16 protein-coding genes are annotated in these 16509 nt (G+C 62.0%); 5 read left to right on the top strand and 11 right to left on the bottom strand.

Annotated elements, in window-relative coordinates:
* Nucleotides 1-63 precede the first annotated feature (63 nt).
* Entirely contained in the window at nt 64-1464 is a 1401-nt protein-coding gene (locus tag KBW81_RS11245) for an SPOR domain-containing protein (protein ID WP_254247230.1), read from the top strand.
* 59 nt (nt 1465-1523) lie between these two features.
* Here KBW81_RS11245 and KBW81_RS11240 read toward each other — a convergent pair whose 3' ends face one another.
* Together KBW81_RS11240 and KBW81_RS11235 are read right to left on the bottom strand one after the other, a co-directional pair.
* Nucleotides 1524-2537, bottom strand: coding sequence for a hypothetical protein (locus tag KBW81_RS11240; protein ID WP_254247229.1), 1014 nt, complete (start codon nt 2535-2537; stop codon nt 1524-1526).
* A gap of 49 nt (nt 2538-2586) precedes the next feature.
* Complete coding sequence (locus KBW81_RS11235) at nt 2587-4215, bottom strand: AMP-binding protein (RefSeq protein WP_254247228.1); 1629 nt, start codon at nt 4213-4215, stop codon at nt 2587-2589.
* Nucleotides 4216-4317: 102 nt separating this feature from the next.
* On the opposite strand from KBW81_RS11235, the gene KBW81_RS11230 reads away from it, so the two are divergent.
* Complete coding sequence (locus KBW81_RS11230) at nt 4318-4965, top strand: sulfotransferase family 2 domain-containing protein (protein WP_254247227.1); 648 nt, start codon at nt 4318-4320, stop codon at nt 4963-4965.
* Nucleotides 4966-5101: 136 nt separating this feature from the next.
* Here KBW81_RS11230 and KBW81_RS11225 read toward each other — a convergent pair whose 3' ends face one another.
* The 9 genes from KBW81_RS11225 to KBW81_RS11185 form a co-directional block, all read right to left on the bottom strand.
* Nucleotides 5102-7306, bottom strand: a complete 2205-nt coding sequence (locus tag KBW81_RS11225; protein ID WP_254247226.1) for a 3-hydroxyacyl-CoA dehydrogenase NAD-binding domain-containing protein — start codon at nt 7304-7306, stop codon at nt 5102-5104.
* Between the two features lie 41 nt (nt 7307-7347).
* Nucleotides 7348-7791, bottom strand: coding sequence for a hypothetical protein (locus KBW81_RS11220; RefSeq protein ID WP_254247225.1), 444 nt, complete (start codon nt 7789-7791; stop codon nt 7348-7350).
* Between the two features lie 4 nt (nt 7792-7795).
* The gene (locus KBW81_RS11215; RefSeq protein WP_254247224.1) at nt 7796-9007 is read right to left on the bottom strand and encodes an acetyl-CoA C-acetyltransferase; all 1212 of its coding nucleotides are present in this window, start codon (nt 9005-9007) and stop codon (nt 7796-7798) included.
* Nucleotides 9008-9021: 14 nt separating this feature from the next.
* On the bottom strand, nt 9022-9654 hold the full coding sequence (locus tag KBW81_RS11210) for a glutathione S-transferase family protein (RefSeq protein ID WP_254247223.1): 633 nt from the start codon (nt 9652-9654) through the stop codon (nt 9022-9024).
* A gap of 259 nt (nt 9655-9913) precedes the next feature.
* Complete coding sequence (locus tag KBW81_RS11205) at nt 9914-10126, bottom strand: hypothetical protein (RefSeq protein ID WP_090189181.1); 213 nt, start codon at nt 10124-10126, stop codon at nt 9914-9916.
* Nucleotides 10127-10180: 54 nt separating this feature from the next.
* A complete protein-coding gene (locus KBW81_RS11200; protein ID WP_254247222.1) occupies nt 10181-11956 on the bottom strand; it encodes an acyl-CoA dehydrogenase C-terminal domain-containing protein in 1776 nt (591 codons plus the stop codon).
* A gap of 30 nt (nt 11957-11986) precedes the next feature.
* Nucleotides 11987-12388 (bottom strand): MerR family transcriptional regulator, encoded by a 402-nt coding sequence (locus tag KBW81_RS11195; RefSeq protein ID WP_090189185.1) that lies wholly within the window; start codon nt 12386-12388, stop codon nt 11987-11989.
* A gap of 165 nt (nt 12389-12553) precedes the next feature.
* A complete protein-coding gene (locus tag KBW81_RS11190; RefSeq protein ID WP_090189187.1) occupies nt 12554-12922 on the bottom strand; it encodes a MerR family transcriptional regulator in 369 nt (122 codons plus the stop codon).
* A 54-nt stretch (nt 12923-12976) separates the two neighbouring features.
* Entirely contained in the window at nt 12977-14110 is a 1134-nt protein-coding gene (locus tag KBW81_RS11185; RefSeq protein ID WP_254247221.1) for a putative manganese transporter, read from the bottom strand.
* A gap of 99 nt (nt 14111-14209) precedes the next feature.
* On the opposite strand from KBW81_RS11185, the gene KBW81_RS11180 reads away from it, so the two are divergent.
* From KBW81_RS11180 to KBW81_RS11170, 3 genes are read left to right on the top strand one after another with little or no spacing between them, the layout of a single operon-like run.
* Complete coding sequence (locus tag KBW81_RS11180) at nt 14210-14674, top strand: PaaI family thioesterase (protein WP_090189190.1); 465 nt, start codon at nt 14210-14212, stop codon at nt 14672-14674.
* Nucleotides 14671-15180 carry a PaaI family thioesterase gene (locus tag KBW81_RS11175; RefSeq protein WP_090189192.1) on the top strand — a complete coding sequence of 170 codons (510 nt, stop codon included), beginning with the start codon at nt 14671-14673 and terminating at the stop codon, nt 15178-15180. The genes KBW81_RS11180 and KBW81_RS11175 overlap by 4 nt, the downstream gene beginning before the upstream one ends.
* Before the next feature lies 1 nt (nt 15181).
* Entirely contained in the window at nt 15182-16498 is a 1317-nt protein-coding gene (locus KBW81_RS11170) for an MATE family efflux transporter (protein WP_254247220.1), read from the top strand.
* Nucleotides 16499-16509 lie beyond the last annotated feature (11 nt).

Below are 16509 nucleotides of genomic sequence, written 5' to 3'. Positions count from 1 at the left end.
GATAATGCCTTTACTTGCTGGGGATTGTTTGCGATCTTACCACAATATCTTGTGGGGGTGTCTATGTCTGCGACCAGTTTTGCCAGTGCGATTGCTTTAGCTGCGACTATGGCGGCGGGTGTCGGTATCACCGGCGCTGCGGCGCAGGGCGTGGCAATTCCGGCCGAATTCCCGCCCAGCTCTTACACCGGCACGCAATATGTCGACAGCAAGGGCTGTGCCTTTGTACGCGCTGGCATGGATGGCCGTGTGAATTGGGTGCCGCGCGTGAACCGTGCCCGAGAGCAGCTGTGCAACTTTCAGCCAACCACGACGCGCACTGCTGCGGCACCGATGCCCGATCCGCTGCCAAATGTACCGATCATCACGGTGAACAATACGCCAGCCCCGGTTGCTGCGCCTGCGCCCCGTGCGGCCACGCCGCGTGCGGCCACGCCGCGTGCGGCCACGCCGCGTGCGGCCACGCCGCGTGCAAGTGCACCCGCCCGCATTGCCGCTGCTGCGCCTGCGGCCGCTGCGCCGACAATCCGTGCGGCCACGCCATCCGCGACTGTTCAGCCTGCCACGGCCCGCGTCGTCAGTCCTCCCGCGCCGCGCCGCATCACGCTGGCAGAGGCGTGCGAAGGTAAGAGCGGCGTTCAGCGCGGCTATATCAGCGCCAGCACAGGTCAGCCGATTGATTGCGGCGGCGCGCCGCGCGTAGCTGCTGTGATGCAGCCGCCGCTGGTGGCCGCTGGCCCCGCACCGCTGCGTCTGACGCTGGCTGCCGCTTGTGCGCAGCAGGTGGCAACTGGCCGTACGCTGATCAATGCCGCGACCCGCCAACCCATCGTCTGCGACGTGCCCGCCGCCACCGTGGTCGCCAGCGTGCCGCAGGCGCGTGTTGCGGCACCGACGGTTGCTTCCGCCAGTGCCTGCGGGATCGACGGGTTCAATTCTGACGGTCGCTATCCTGTGCGCTGCGGCCCGCAAGCCTTGTCGCCATCGGGCGGCGCAACCGCCTTGGCCAGCGCTGCGCTGCCGCGCACCGCGACGGTGTCTACACGGACCGCAAAGCCGCTCTTTGGCGCGGGTCCTGTACCTGCCTCTAACATCCCGGCCAGCCGCGTCACGGTGCCCAATGGCTATGCGCAGGTCTGGGACGATGGCCGCATTAACCACCAACGCGGTCTGCCAAAGACGCAGGCCCGTGTCAGCAGCCGCTCTGTCGCGCCCGCCGCAGTCCAAGCGCCAGCCGCTGCGACCACCGGTCACCGCTATGTGCAGGTCGGCAGCTTTGGCGATCCGGCGAACGCAGCGCGGCTGATTGCACGGCTGCAGGCCGCTGGTCTGCCTGTCGCTTCTGCCAAGTCGGGTAGCGTTAAGGTCATCGCAGCGGGTCCGTTCCGGTCTGCCGCCGACCTGAACCGCGTCCTTGGCATGGTGCGTGGCATGGGCTTTGCAGACGCTTATCTGCGCAGCTAAGTTTCTCGTTTGGGAATTTTTAAAAGGGCGCTGCGGATCACCGCGGTGCCCTTTTTCGATTAGCTATCGCAGATGGATTGCAGCTGCAGCCATGCGGCATCCGTTAGCACCGGTTGCGGCTCTGACCCGCCCAGCGGTTTGGCTGTCATCAGACGCGCCCCGTTCTGGCCGCGCGCGGTGCGCAGTTCGGCATAGGGGGCAGTGGGGATTTTTGCGGCACCGAAGGCGGCGATCAGCTGCGGTTCGGTGACAGGCGGCTGGCCCTGATCCAGCAGATAGGCCGCATAGCTGGCCAGCGCGGAATCCGGCAACGCGCCGGAGGTTAGCAAGTGCACCGTCGCGCGCAGGCCCGCGTGGCGCAAAATATCTTGCACGGGATCGTCATCGCGTGTGCGCGCGGCAACGATATCGCCGGCGGTCACAAAGGGATCGTCGTAGCGCACCAAAGTCGCGCGGTCGATCACCGACAGATTGCCGGGCAGGCTGGCGGGTCCAGGCAAGACGCCGGGCAGGACGATGACCTGCCCTGTCCGGTTCATGCCGAACAGGCGCGTTTGCAGCGTTTGCAGGGCCGCGCGCCCCTGCGCGCCGCGGCAGGCGGGGCCCGTGCTGGCCTGCAGATGCCCCAAGACGGCGGCCCCAACCTGCGCCCGCCGCAGATCGCTAAGCGTTCCTGCCGCCTGATCGCGCAGCAAAGCAGGCCCCCAAGTCGCCGCAGCCACGGTCACGGCGATCAGTACGGCAGCGGTCAGCCCTTGGCGCAGGCGGCCACGGCGCGGCTGCGCTTTGACAATCTGCCCGCGCACAGTGTTGATGGCGTCGATCATGATCGGATCGTCGATTTCCAGCGATTCCGCTGCATCGGCATCGGGGGCAAAGACGGCGGGGACAACGCCTTGATTAAGTTGCACAATCGCTGGCAGCGACCAATGCGACAGGGGCCGCCCGGCCGCGTCCGACACCACGAGCGTGGCGTTCCCGAAAGAGACGATGACCTCTCGCCTTTGGTCGGTGCGCGCGGCGCGCCACAGGCCAAGGCTTTCTAGTCTGTCGTATTGCGAAAGTGCGGTCATATTGCCTGTCTTTAGTTACTCAGACCCTAACCCACGCAGCCGCGCACGCCTAGGGGGTGTGGCCCGCAAGCTTGCGCAATTCGAACTTCTGGATCTTGCCGGTAGATGTTTTTGGCAGCTCGCAGAACACGATGCGCTTGGGGCATTTGAAGCCCGCCAGACGGGCGCGGGTATGGGCGATCAGCTCTTCCGCCGTGGCCGTACGGCCTGCCTTTAGCTCGATAAAGGCGCAGGGCACTTCGCCCCATTTGTCATCGGGCTGGGCGACAACGGCGCACAGGCTGACGGCGGGGTGGTGCATCAGCGCGCTTTCCACCTCGACAGAGGAGATATTTTCCCCGCCAGAGATGATGATATCCTTGGCCCGGTCGGTAATCTGGATATAGCCGCCGGGATGCTGGACGGCCAAATCTTCGGTATGGAAATAGCCGCCGGCAAAGGCTTTTTCCGTCGCCTCTGGGTTGCGGTAATAGCCCTTCATCACCGCATTGCCGCGCATCACAATCTCGCCCTGCGTTTCCCCGTCCCGGGGCACGCCCTGCATCCCGTCATCGACGACATAGATGTCATCCATCATCGGCATTAGCACGCCTTGCCGCGCCTTGATGGCTGCCCGCTCTTCCCCCGGCAGCGCGTCCCACGCCGCGTTCCAGATGCATTCCGTTGCCGGGCCATAGGTTTCGGTCAGCCCGTAAACCTGCGTGATATTGAACCCTAGCTCGCCCACAGCGGCCAGCAAGGCGGCCGCAGGCGGCGCGCCAGCGGTGAATACCTCGACCGTGTGATCAAAGGCGCGGCGGTCGGCGTCAGCCGCGTTGACGATCAGGTTCAGCACGATGGGGGCGCCGCCGAAATGGGTGACGCCGTGATCGGCAATCGCCGCATAGATCGCAGCAGCGGTGATGTCGCGGCAGCACACGGCGGTGCCGCCCAGCAGCGGCATCATCCACGTATGCGTCCAGTTGTTGCAGTGAAACAGCGGCACGATCTGCAGCATCACCGGGAACAGTTGCATGCGCCACGAAATCTGGTTGCCCATCGTCGCAAGGTAAGCGCCGCGATGGTGATACACGACGCCCTTGGGCCGCCCGGTGGTGCCAGAGGTATAGTTCAGCGCAAGGCTTTCCCATTCATCCTGCGGCATGATCCACGCGAAATCTGGCGCGCCGCTGGCAACAAGGTCTTCGTAAAGGCGGTGCCGCCCGGTGGCGGGGATACCAGCCACGGCGTCGGGGACCTCGATCAGGATCGGGGCAGGGGTGGTCATCAGGGTGATCGCGGTTTCGACCAGCGCGATGAACTGGCTGTCGATCAGGGCGACTTTGGCCCCGCTGTGGTCAAAGATATAGGCGATGGTATCGGCGTCCAGCCGGGTATTGATCGTGTTCACGACCGCCCCGCAGGCAGGGGCGGCAAATGACGCCTCTGACTGGGCGGGGATGTTGGGCAATAGCGTCGATACGACATCGCCGGGGGCCACACCCAGCCCGGTCAGCGCATGGGCCAACTGACTGATACGGTCTGCATATTCGGCGTAGGTCAACGCGGTGTTGCCATAGACCAGCGCAGTGTGATCCGCAAAAACATCCCGCGCGCGCCGCAGGTGGGTCAGCGGCGTCAGCGCTACAAAATTCGCAGCTGTTTTGCCCAGTCCCGTCTCGTCCGTCATCCAACCCATGTGCGATCCCCCTTCACCTTGATGCCCTCGCTTGGCAGAGTGGGGCAGAGGTTTGAACTTGGCAATGGGGGCCGTGATGACTGACGCAAGCGGCACGCACCGATGATCCTGTCGCCCGGACGGCGCTATGCCTTTGTCCACATCCCCAAGACCGGCGGTTCCGCCATGGCTCTCGCTTTGGAAGAGCGGGCGATGAAGGACGACATCCTGATCGGCAACACACCCAAAGCCAAGCGCCGCAAAGCGCGCCTGCAAGGCCTGACCGCGCCGGGGCGGCTGTGGAAACATAGCCGTTTGTGCGATGTGGAGGGTATCTGCGACATGACGGATTGGCGCATCTTTACGCTGGTGCGTAATCCGTGGGACCGGATGGTCAGCTACTATCACTGGCTACAGGCGCAAACCTTCGCCCACCGCGCCGTCACGCTTGCACAGTCTCATGGTTTCAGCGCCTTCCTGAACCACCCCCATACCGTCGCAAGCCTACTGGCCCAGCCCTATGCGTCCTATGTCACGGATGCGGCAGGTGTGATGCGCGGCACGGATTTTATCCGACTGGAACAGGCTAAAACTGATCTCGACCCCATCTTCGCCCACCTGGGTTTCCGCTTCGATCTGCCCATCGCCAACACATCACAGCGCGCAAAAGACTGGCGGCCCTATTATGCGGACGCCGATGCCGCCCTTATCGCCCGCCTTTGCGCCGCCGATATCGCAAGGTCAAACTACCACTTCGACCCGCCGATATAAAAAAGGACCGCACCCCAAGGCACGGTCCTTCCATTCTTCTGGTCCCAAATACCTTGGGGGGTGAATTGGCCGTCAGGCCAAGAGGGGGGCAAAGCCCCCCGCAAGCGCGGGCGCAACCTGCGCCCGCAACCGCACTTTATGCGGCCTTGTCAGCCTTCGGCCCAAACCGCTCGTAAAAGCTCTGACCTTTGTCGGCCATCTCGCGCAGCAGCGCGGGGCAGGCGAAGCGGTCGCCGAACTTTTCCGTCAGCTGGTCGCACTGGTCCGCCGCATAAGGCGCACCGATGATGTCGAGCCAGCTGAACGGGCCGCCGGACCATGGCGCAAAGCCCCAGCCCAAGATCGCGCCGACGTCGCCTTCGCGAATGTCGGTCAGCACGCCGTCTTCCAGGGCGCGCACGGCTTCCAGCACCTGCGCGAACAGCAGGCGGTGCTGCACGGTGGTCAGGTCGGGCTGTTCGTCCGCAACGGGATATTGCACGGCCAGCTGGTCCCACAGGCCCGCGCGCTTGCCCTTGTCGTCGTAGGCATAGAAGCCAGAGGCCGACTTGCGCCCCATCCGTCCCTGACCGGCCATGGCAAACAGCACCTCGTCCACAGCGCCGTCGGGATAGGCATCGCCCATCGCCAGCTTGGTCGCCTTGGCGATCTTGACGCCCAGATCAATGCTGGTTTCGTCCACCAGCTGCAGCGGGCCTAGCGGCATGCCGACCAGTTTCGCTGCGTTTTCGATCAGCGCAGGCTCTACCCCTTCGGCGACCATGCGGATGCCTTCGTTGATATAGGGGATGATGCAGCGGTTGGCGTAGAAGAAGCGCGCATCGTTCACCACGATCGGCGTCTTGCGGATCTGGCGCACGAAATCCAGCGCCTTGGCTACGGCGACATCGCCGGTTGCCTTGCCGCGAATGATCTCGACCAGGTTCATCTTGTCCACGGGGCTAAAGAAGTGGATGCCGATGAACTTGTCCGCATCATTGGCGGCTTCGGCCAGTTCAGTGATCGGCAAGGTCGATGTATTGGTGGCAAAGATGCAATCGGGGCCGGTGACGGCCTGCACCTTTTTGGTGACCTCGGCCTTAACGGACATGTCCTCGAACACGGCCTCCACGATCAGGTCGCAGTCTTTCAGCGCGGCGTAGTCGGTGGTCGCGTTGATCAGGCTCAGGACCTGCTCTTTCTTCTCGGCGGTTGCCTTTTTGCGGGCGATGCCTTTGTCCATGTAATCCGCGGTATAGGATTTGCCCTTGTCAGCTGCCTCTTGCTTGGCATCGATCAGCACGACCTTAATGCCTGCCATGGCGGACACCAGCGCGATGCCAGCGCCCATCATGCCAGCGCCGATGATGCCGACCTGTTTGACCTTTTGGTCTGCCACATCAGGACGGTTCGCGCCTTTTTCCAGCGCCTCTTTGTTGATGAACAGGCTGCGGATCATGGCAGAGGACGACGGGTTCAGCAGCACATTGGTGAACCAGCGCGCCTCGATCTTCAGTGCGGTGTCAAAGGGGACCATCGCGCCTTCATAGACCGCGGACAGCAGCGCCTTGGCAGCGGGGTAGACGCCCATCGTGTTGCCGTTGACCATTGCAGAGGCACCGACGAAGGTCATGAAGCCAGCGGGGTGATAGGGCGCACCGCCGGGCATTTTATAGCCCTTCTGGTCCCAAGGCTTAACGATGTCTGCGTCCTTGGCCTGCAACACCCATGCCTTAGCGGCGGATAGCAGTTCGTCTGCCGGCACGACCTCGTCGATCACCCCAGCGCGCATTGCGCCTTTGGGGTCGTTCATCTTGCCCTGCAGCAGCAGGGGCGATGCGGCCATCGCGCCTAGCTTGCGCGAAATGCGGGTCGTGCCGCCCGCGCCCGGGAAAATGCCGACCATGATTTCCGGCAGGCCAATCTTGGCCTTGGCATTGTCGGCGGCAAAGATGCGGTGACAGGCCAGCGGGATTTCCAGACCGATGCCGAGCGCGGTGCCGGGCAGGGCGGCAGCGATGGGCTTGCCGCCTTTCAGGGTCTTGGGATCCATGCCCGCACGCTCGATCTTGCGCAGCACGGCGTGCATGGCCATGACGCCGTCAAAGATGCCTTGCGCAGGATCGTCGCTGTCGTCGCGCATCTTGGCGATGATGTTCAGGTCCATGCCGCCCGCAAAAGAGCCCTCTTTGCCAGAGGTGATGACGATGCCCTTTACAGCCTCGTCCGCCAGCGCCTGATCGACCAGAGCGTCCAGATCGGCAAAGCCTTGCTGGCTCATGACGTTCATCGACTTGCCGATGGTGTCCCAGGTGATGACGGCAACGCCGTCGGCGTCGGTGTTCATGGTGAAATCGGTCATGGGATAGTCCCTTTCAAGATAGTTTGCAGCGCAAGTGCCAGTCAGGACGGCGCGTTGCCTTGCGGTTTTGCGTGAAGCAGATGGCGGTGCGATCCCGTCATGCCGCTGATCAATTCGGTTGCCCGCCAACGCCGCCCCTGCAGCGTCAACGTAATGGTCGAGGAGAAGCCGGGAATAATCCGCTGCCCGTGACTAAGCGTTTCGGTGGTATATTCGCCGTGGATTTGATCCTCGGTGACAAAGGTGGCGTGCTGCGCGACGCGGATCATGTCAGTGACCCGCTGGACCTCGAATAGTGTGCGCCATTGGTCAAACTTTTCGCGCAGCATGTCCCTTGTGCCGATCACCGAACGCCCTTGGCAGCTGACCGTCACGAGGGGGCAACCCATCGTGTCGGCCCAGCCATCAAAATCATTTGCAAAGACCTGAACGATGACCTCGTCCAGCCAGGTTTGCAGAATGGCTTCGGCGTTCGGACCCGGCATCGCGTCAGACTCGCTCGATGATCGTGGCCGCACCCATACCGGATGCGATGCACAGCGTGGCCAGACCCGTGGATTTGCCAGTCCGCTCCAGCTCGTCCAGCAGGGTGCCGATGATCATTGCGCCGGTCGCGCCCAGCGGGTGACCCATCGCGATGGAGCCGCCGTTCACGTTCACGACGGACGGATCGACGTTGAACCGCTGCATGAACCGCAGCACGACAGAGGCGAAGGCTTCGTTCACTTCGAACAGATCGATGTCGGAAATGCTCATACCGCTGTCAGCTAGGATCTTTTCCGTCACAGGCACAGGACCGGTCAGCATGATCGTAGGATCGGTGCCGATCTTGGCCGTGGCGCGGATCACGGCGCGGGGTTTCAGGCCCATCGCCTCGCCCCATTCCTTGGACCCGACCAGAATACCGGCAGAGCCGTCCACGATGCCGGACGAATTGCCCGCGTGGTGGATGTGGTTGATCCGCTCAAGGTGCGGGTACTTCATCAGCGCGACTTTATCAAAGCCGGGCATGGTTTCGCCCATGTCTTTGAACGCAGGCTTGAGCCCACCCAGCGACTGCATGTCCGTGCCGGGTCGCATGTATTCGTCGTGATCAAGGATCGAAAGGCCGTTCTGATCGCGCACCGTGATGATCGACTTGGCAAAGCGCTTGTCATCCCAAGCGGCCTTGGCGCGCCTTTGCGATTCAACGGCCAGCGTATCGGCATCTTCGCGGCTAAAGCCGTATTCGGTGGCGATGATATCGGCGCTGATGCCCTGCGGGACGAAATAGGTGTCCATCGCGATTGAAGGATCAACCGCAATCGCCGCGCCGTCGCTGCCCATGGCAACGCGGCCCATCATCTCGACCCCGCCAGCGATATAGGCGCGGCCGGCCCCGCCGCGGATTTGGTTGGCCGCAAGGTTTACAGCTTCCATGCCGGATGCGCAAAAACGGTTGATCGCAAGACCGGGAATGGATTGATCCAGATCGGACGCCAGAACGGCGGTCCGGGCAAGGCAACCGCCTTGCTCGCCGACTTGGGTGACATTGCCCCAGATCACGTCCTCGACGGCGTGACCTTCCAGATTGTTACGCTCTTTCAGCGCATTCAACACCCCAGCGGACAGGCGCGCAGAGGTGACTTCGTGCAGGCTGCCGTCAGCGCGGCCTTTACCGCGAGGGGTCCGCACGGCGTCGTAGATATAGGCTTCGGTCATGATAGGTCCTTTCTTCAGGCTGCCGGAAGGCTGCGCTGCATCAGATCGTATGGGTGTTTCCAGCCCGGCGTCGCCGCGATGCGGTCGAGCCAAGCGTCGATATTGGGGAATTCTTTGCGGTCAAATCCAAAGGGTTCCGTATAAAAAAGGTAGCCGCAGCAGGCGATGTCCGCGATGGTCAGCTCTTCTGTCGCGAGCCATTCACGGCCCGCCAAATGCGCGTCCATGATTTTCAGCGCGGACTTCAGGCGCATCAACAAAAAGTCGTTCACCTCTTTGCTGCGCTTCGACTCTGGCAGATAATTCATGTTGAACCGTAGGGTGCCGGCCACGCCGCTGACCTTGTGGTTGTCAAAGAACATCCAGCGCAAAACCTCGCGGCGCTGATCGGCACTTTTGCCGCCCAGCTTGGATGTCTTGGACGTTATGTAATCCTGAATAACCGCCGACTGGCTGATCACCAAATCGCCGTCCACCATCACAGGAACTTCGCCCATGATATTCAACTTGCGAAACTCAGGGGTTCGGCTAGCACCGTTGAAGAAGTCGACAAACACCGGCTCCCACTCAACGTCCGCAAGGGTCATGGTCAGCGCAGCCTTATAGGCGTTCCCGCTTTCGCCAAAGCAATGCAGCTTAATCGTCATGTGGTGCCTCCCGTGATGTGCAGCGCCCGGTGGGGCGGTTGCGATTTGAGTACTTAGGGCAAGATGATACCGAACCATCGCAACCCTATGTTAACGTTGTTCTGTTTTTATCACTTTACGGTACAGGCTGGAGAGCCGATGACCGCGCAAGGTGATGCCGCTCTGAGAACGGGTAAACGCATCCGGGCAAGGTGGTCGCCGTATCATCTTGCCCGAAATACTCCCCCCGGAGGGTCGGCGCTTTCAAACCTCGCCTCCGCTATTTCTTACGCGCCTCCAGCTCCGAATTGAAAATCCGCAGTCTATGCCCAAACGTATCCTCGTTCAGAATACTGTCGAAGTTTTCGAACAAGAACGACAGCGCTTCGCCTTCGTCCAGACCGGCCTCTCGTGCGAATTTCTTCAGGCGGCGGTAGCCGTCCTCGGTCATGGCGACGGGAAAGCGGCGGGTGAGGCGTAGGCGTTTGGGCATGGGGCGGTTCTCCTTTGGCGGCAGGGTAGGGCGGGGTTGCCCCCGCCGCTAGCCTCAAAAGTTTGCAGCCTCCAGTGCCATGACCGTATCGGCACCGGTATTGATCCGTGCCAAGTGCAGCGCGGTGCTGGGCAGTTGGCGCGCCATGTAGTAGCGGCCGGTCGCGATTTTGGTGTTCAAGAAGTCGGTGTCGCTTGCGCCGCCGTCCAGTGCTTCCATCGCGGCCTTGCCCATGCGGGCCCACATGTACCCAAGGCAGACGTGACCCATCAGGTGCATGAAGTCATACGACCCCGACAATGCGTTGTTCGGGTTTTTCATCGAACCCATGAAGTACATCGCGGCGGCTTGCATGTCTTTTCTGGCCGCTTTGAGCGGGTCGAGGAAGTCTTTTTTCAACGCCTCATTGCCTTCGTTTTCCTTGATGAAGGATTTCACCATCTCAAAGAAGCCCATCAGGTGCTTGCCGCCGTCGATGGCGAGCTTGCGGCCCACGAGGTCCAGCGCTTGCACGCCGTTTGCGCCTTCGTAGATCATGGCGATGCGGGCATCGCGCGCGAATTGGGACATGCCCCATTCTTCGATATAGCCGTGGCCGCCGTAAACTTGCTGCGCGGCGACGGCGTATTCAAAGCCCTTGTCGGTCAGGAAACCTTTGATGACCGGGGTCATCAGGGACACAAGGCCCTCTGCATCCTTGTCGCTATTCTGGTGCGCACGGTCGAGCAAGGAGGCACCCCAGAAGGTGAACGCGCGCGCGCCTTCGTTAAAGGACTTCTGGTCCATTAGGTTGCGGCGGATGTCGGGGTGCACGATCAGCGGATCGGCGGGGCCGTCGGGGTTTTGCACGCCGGTCACGGCGCGGCCTTGCAGGCGGTCCTTGGCGTAGGCCACGGCGTTCTGATAGGCGACTTCGGACTGGGCATAGCCTTGCAGGCCAACGCCCAGACGCGCTTCGTTCATCATGACGAACATGGCGCGCATGCCCTTATGCTCTTCACCGATCAGGTAACCCGTCGCTTCGTCATAGTTCATGACGCAGGTCGAGTTGCCGTGGATGCCCATTTTCTCTTCGATCTTGCCGACGCTGACGCCGTTGCGATCACCCAAGGAGCCGTCTTCGTTCACGATGATCTTAGGCACGATGAACAGGGATACGCCCTTGATGCCATCGGGGCCGCCGGGGATCTTCGCCAGCACAAGGTGGATGATGTTTTCAGCCATGTCGTGATCGCCAGCAGAGATAAAGATCTTCTGGCCGGAAACTTTAAAGCTGCCATCATCCTGCGGGACGGCTTTGGTGCGCATCAGGCCCAGATCGGTGCCGCAATGCGGTTCCGTCAGGTTCATGGTGCCGGTCCATTCGCAGGACGCCAGCTTGGGGGCGTACATGTCCTTTTGCGCGTCGCTGCCATGGGCAAGGATTGCGGACAGCGCGCCGTGGGTCAGGCCCTGATACATGTTGAAGGCCATGTTCGCGCTGACCATCGGTTCCTGCGCGGCGGTGTGCATGATGTAGGGCAGGCCTTGGCCGCCGTACTGTTCCGGCACGTCCATGCCGGTCCAGCCGCCTTCGCGGACTTGATCAAAGGCTGCTTTAAAGCCGGTTGGCGTACGCACGACGCCGTTTTCCAGCACGCAGCCTTCGGTGTCGCCCACCACGTTCAGCGGCGACAATACATCAGAGGAGATCTTGCCGGCTTCTTCCAGAACGGCGCCCGTAAAGTCGCGGTCCAGATCAGCGTAACCGGGGACGTCCTGTTCGGACACTTTCAGCAGATCGTGCAGGACGAACTGATAATCCTTGAGCGGTGCGGTATAGCTAGGCATAGGTCTCTCTCCCTTAAGGCGGTGTGCGGCTTAAGCTGCGTTGTGCTTTTGGCCGGAAATCTCTTTTAACTTGGCTGCGCCCCATTCCATTTGGGTCTTCAGCTCTGCGATGGCTTCATCCAGCTCGGCTTTTTGCGCTTCCATTTCGGCCAGATGCTTTTCAGCCAAGGCGTAAGATTGGCTGAGCTGCGTCAGTTGGCCGTCATCCATTTGGTATAGGTCCAAAAGTTGACGAATTTCTTCAAGGCTGAAGCCAAAGCGCTTGCCGCGCAGGATCAGTTTCAGCCGGGCCCGGTCGGACCGTGTGAACAGGCGGCGTTGGCCTTCGCGTTGCGGGAACAGCAGTTCCTTCGCCTCGTAAAAGCGCAAGGTGCGCGGCGTGACGTCAAATGCGTCACACATTTCGCGGATATTCAGGGTCTCGGTCGGCATGTCAAAAACTCTCTCGCTCTGGCGGGTCAAACCGTCAGATCAACGCTTAAGCATACTTCTACAATGAATGTTGACGTTAACGTAAACATGACGTGGCGTCAGAAATTGCGTGACGAAAGGTCAGATAAGTTTACCCAGGGTCACGCGCAATTTTATAAGCGCGGCTTAGCCAAGCGAGGCTGCGGTCTCGTCGCGTAGGCGCTGCAATTCGCCCATCGTCTCATCCAGCTGGCGGCGCTGTTCGGCGAGTTCTTTCATCTGGCGGTCTGCCAGTTCGACCCAAGCTTGCATTTGGGCAGCCGTGCCTTCTTTTTCGTAGATCAGCAGCCACTGGCGTATGTCTTCCAGTGCAAAGCCAAAGCGGCGGCCGCGCATGATCAGCGTCATCCGCGCCTGATCGCGGCCGTTATAGAATCGGGCGCGCCCTTCGCGGTCGGGCGACAAAAGCTCGATGTATTCATAGTATCGCAGTGTGCGCGGCGTCACGTCGTAACGGGCGCACATTTCTTTGAATGACAAGCGGCTCGTGGGCATTGCGCGTCTCCTCTTGCCGATAACCTAGCGCCGCGGCGGCGCAGGGGCAAACAGTCAGTTCATGAAACCGGGCGCAAAGAAATAGAAACCATAGGCGACGATAACCGCGGGGATCGTCGAATAGACCGTCGCGCGCACCGCAGCGCCGGGGTCTAGCGCAATCGCCGGGAACAGCGCGTCGCCGTCATTGGAGATCGCATTGCCCATCAGCGACGCGAATGGGATCAACCCGCCGACATACATCGTTGTCACCAGCACCTGCGGCCCGCAGCCGGGGATCAGGCCGACCAGCACGCCCATCAATGGCAAAAGCGGCGCGACAGAGTTGAACATCGCCTCTAGGTCAAAGCCGCTGAAGGCCACGATATAATCATAGGCCAGATAGGCCCCGATGACCCACACCGCGATAAAGGATGTTTCCTCTGCCATGCGGGTGATGGGGCTGTCAGCGTCATTGGTCATGGCGTGTAGCTTTGAGGTGGACCAGATGAACAGGCCCGCTGCCGTGCCGCCAAGGCCAACAATCGGCATGATCGGGCCAAAGATTGCGCCCACGTCAGCGCCGCTCAGCTGTGTAACGCCAATGATCAGGCCGGGCAGGGCAAAGGCGGCAAACATCACGTCCTTTGCGCGGGTGCGGCCAATCAGCGGGGCCAGCGCGCCAGACCCGACGTTGCGCGGCTGACGTGCCGGGCCGGGCAGGGCGTCCACCACCCAGCCAGAGATGATTCCGACCACAAAGGACAGCGGCAGCACCACCAGCGCCGCGTCAGGCCGGGTCGCGATCAGAAGGAACGCAGCGTCACCCATCGTGGCTGTCAGCGTCGCCACCACAGCGCCAAAGCCGACGTGACCAGAGCTATAGGCCGCCACCACGACCACCGCGCCGCCGCAACCCGGCGTTGATCCCAGCAGCGCCGCCAGCGGCACTTGCCAGCCCTTTGCGTTCTGCAAGGACCGGCCGATGTTAAAGCGAAACAGACGCTCGGCCCCGTAAAACAGGATCAACGTGGCCGCGACAAAGCCCGCAACCTGCGTAAAGGCATCGGTCATCAGTCCGCGTGTCAGCGGTCCCAGCGGGGCCGGGGCCAGCGCAAGCGCCAGCAAGATCAGCGCCACCGCCGCCCGGCGCGGGCGGAACATACCAAACCGCGGTGCGGATGGGGCGTTGGTCGTTGTCGCGCTCATGCTAACTATCCAGTTGCGAATTATTCTCAAAACAGAACATAAGGGTTGCGCGCTGCCACGCAAGTGCCAAGTTGTCGCAAACTTAAAGAGGCGAGTATTATGCCCGACGCACCCGCGCCGCCCCCCGATCAGACAATTAAGGATCCCCGCAAAAAAATTGCAGCGCAGTTTATCGCGATGATCCCCCATGCGGGCGCCCTGTCGATGTCCCTGACGGATGTCGGCGACGGCGAGGCCGTGATCACCATGCCTTATGATGCGCGTTTGGTGGGCGATCCCGAAACCGGAGTGATCCATGGCGGCGCTGTGTCGGCCTTGATGGATACCTGCTGCGGCGCGGCGGTCATGCTGCATCCGGCGGCAGGCATGGGCACGGCGACGATCGATCTGCGCATCGACTATATGCGTCCCGCAACGCCGGGCCAGAAAATCACCGCCCGCGCCACCTGTTACCACGTCACGCGATCAGTCGCCTTTGTGCGCGCTGTGGCGCTGGATGACGACACGGACCGCCCGGTGGCCTGCGCCACAGGCGCCTTTACAGTGGAAAGGTCCGGCAAATGAGCGTCCCCCCCAAACGCGCCCGGCCCGAACCGGTGCAAGTCGTCAAACAGCGCCGCGATGCGATGCTGCAAAGTCTGGTGCAGGGCGTGCCCTATATCCAGTTCCTTGGTATCCAATTCGAACGCCACGGGGACGAGCTGACAGCCGTGCTGCCCTACGCGGACAAGCTGATCGGCAACCCGATGATCCCCGCCTTGCACGGCGGCGTCACCGCAGCCTTCCTAGAGGTCGCGGCCATCATAGAACTGTCATGGACGGGGATCTGGGAAGACATGGAGGCCGGCGCCGAACCCGTCCCCCGCCGCCTGCCCAAAACCATCGACTTTAACGTGGACTACCTGCGCTCTGGCTTGCCGCGCGATGCCTATGCGCGCGCGCGGGTCAACCGCAGCGGGCGGCGCTATGCGTCCGTCCATGTCGAGGCATGGCAGGACAACCGCTCGCGCCTATTTGCGCAGGCAACGGGGCATTTCCTGATGCCATTGCGCGGCGAAAAAGGCGAATAACGTGACCCTGACCCACCGGCGTGTGCTGCAAATCGCCTTGCCGGTGGTGATCTCAAACGCCACCGTTCCGATCCTTGGCGTCGTCGATACGGGCGTTGTCGGCCAGTTGGGGCAGGCGGCCCCGATTGGCGCAGTCGGCATCGGCGCGATCATTCTGACGGCCATCTACTGGATCTTCGGCTTTTTGCGCATGGGCACATCGGGCCTGACCGCGCAGGCCGTCGGCGCGGATGACACGCCAGAGGTCGCAGCCCTGCTGTCGCGCGCCTTAATGATCGGCCTCGCCGCAGGCACCGTCATCATCGCCGCGCAAGCGCTGCTTTTCGCCGGGGCCTTCGCGATTTCCCCCGCCAGCGCCGAGGTTGAAAGCCTTGCGCGGCAATACATGGGCATCCGCGTCTGGTCTGCCCCGGCTGCCATCGCGCTTTATGGAATCACCGGCTGGCTGATTGCGCAGGAACGCACCGGCGCGGTGCTCGCGATTCAGGTGCTCATGAACGGGGCCAACATCGCCCTCGATCTGCTGTTCGTGCTGCATCTGGACTGGGGCGTGCCGGGCGTCGCATGGGCGACCTTCATCGCCGAATGGGGCGGCTTTGCGCTGGGCCTGTGGCTGTGCCGCGCCGCGTTCCGTGTGCCCGCATGGCGCGACTGGCCGCGCGTGTTTGACCGCGCCAAGCTAATCCGCATGAGCATTGTCAACGGCGACATCATGATCCGGTCCGTGCTGCTGCAAGCGATCTTTGTCAGCTTCCTGTTCTGGGGTGCGGACTTCGGGGACGTCCAGCTCGCCGCCAACCAAATCCTGCTGCAATTCCTGCACGTCACCGCCTATGCTCTCGACGGCTTTGCCATCGCCGCCGAATCGCTCGTGGGGCAAGCCCTTGGCCGCCGCAATAGGCAGGCCCTGCGCCGCGCGTCGGTGCTCACCTCTGGCTGGGCCGCGGGCATCTGCGCCGCGATGGCGCTGGCCTTTGCGCTGGCAGGCGGCATCGTCATCGACACCATGACCACCGCCCCAGACGTGCAAATCGCCGCACGCTACTACCTGCCTTATATGGTCGCGGCCCCGCTGATCGGGGTCGCCGCATGGATGCTAGATGGCATCTTTATCGGCGCGACCCGCACGACCGACATGCGCAATATGATGGTGATCTCCGCCATCCTCTACTTCGCGAGCGTCATCCCGCTGATGACGGCCTTTGGCAATCACGGCCTCTGGCTTGGCTTGCTGGCCTCTTTTGTCTTTCGCGGCATCACCCTTGGCCTGCGTTACCCCGCGCTTGAACACAGTGCGGTTCCTCCTTCTTCTGGTTAGAAATACCTCGG

Source organism: Loktanella salsilacus, from assembly GCF_024206795.1.
In the GTDB taxonomy this organism is placed as follows: domain Bacteria; phylum Pseudomonadota; class Alphaproteobacteria; order Rhodobacterales; family Rhodobacteraceae; genus Loktanella; species Loktanella salsilacus.
This window is presented reverse-complemented; position numbering and strand designations above follow the sequence as displayed.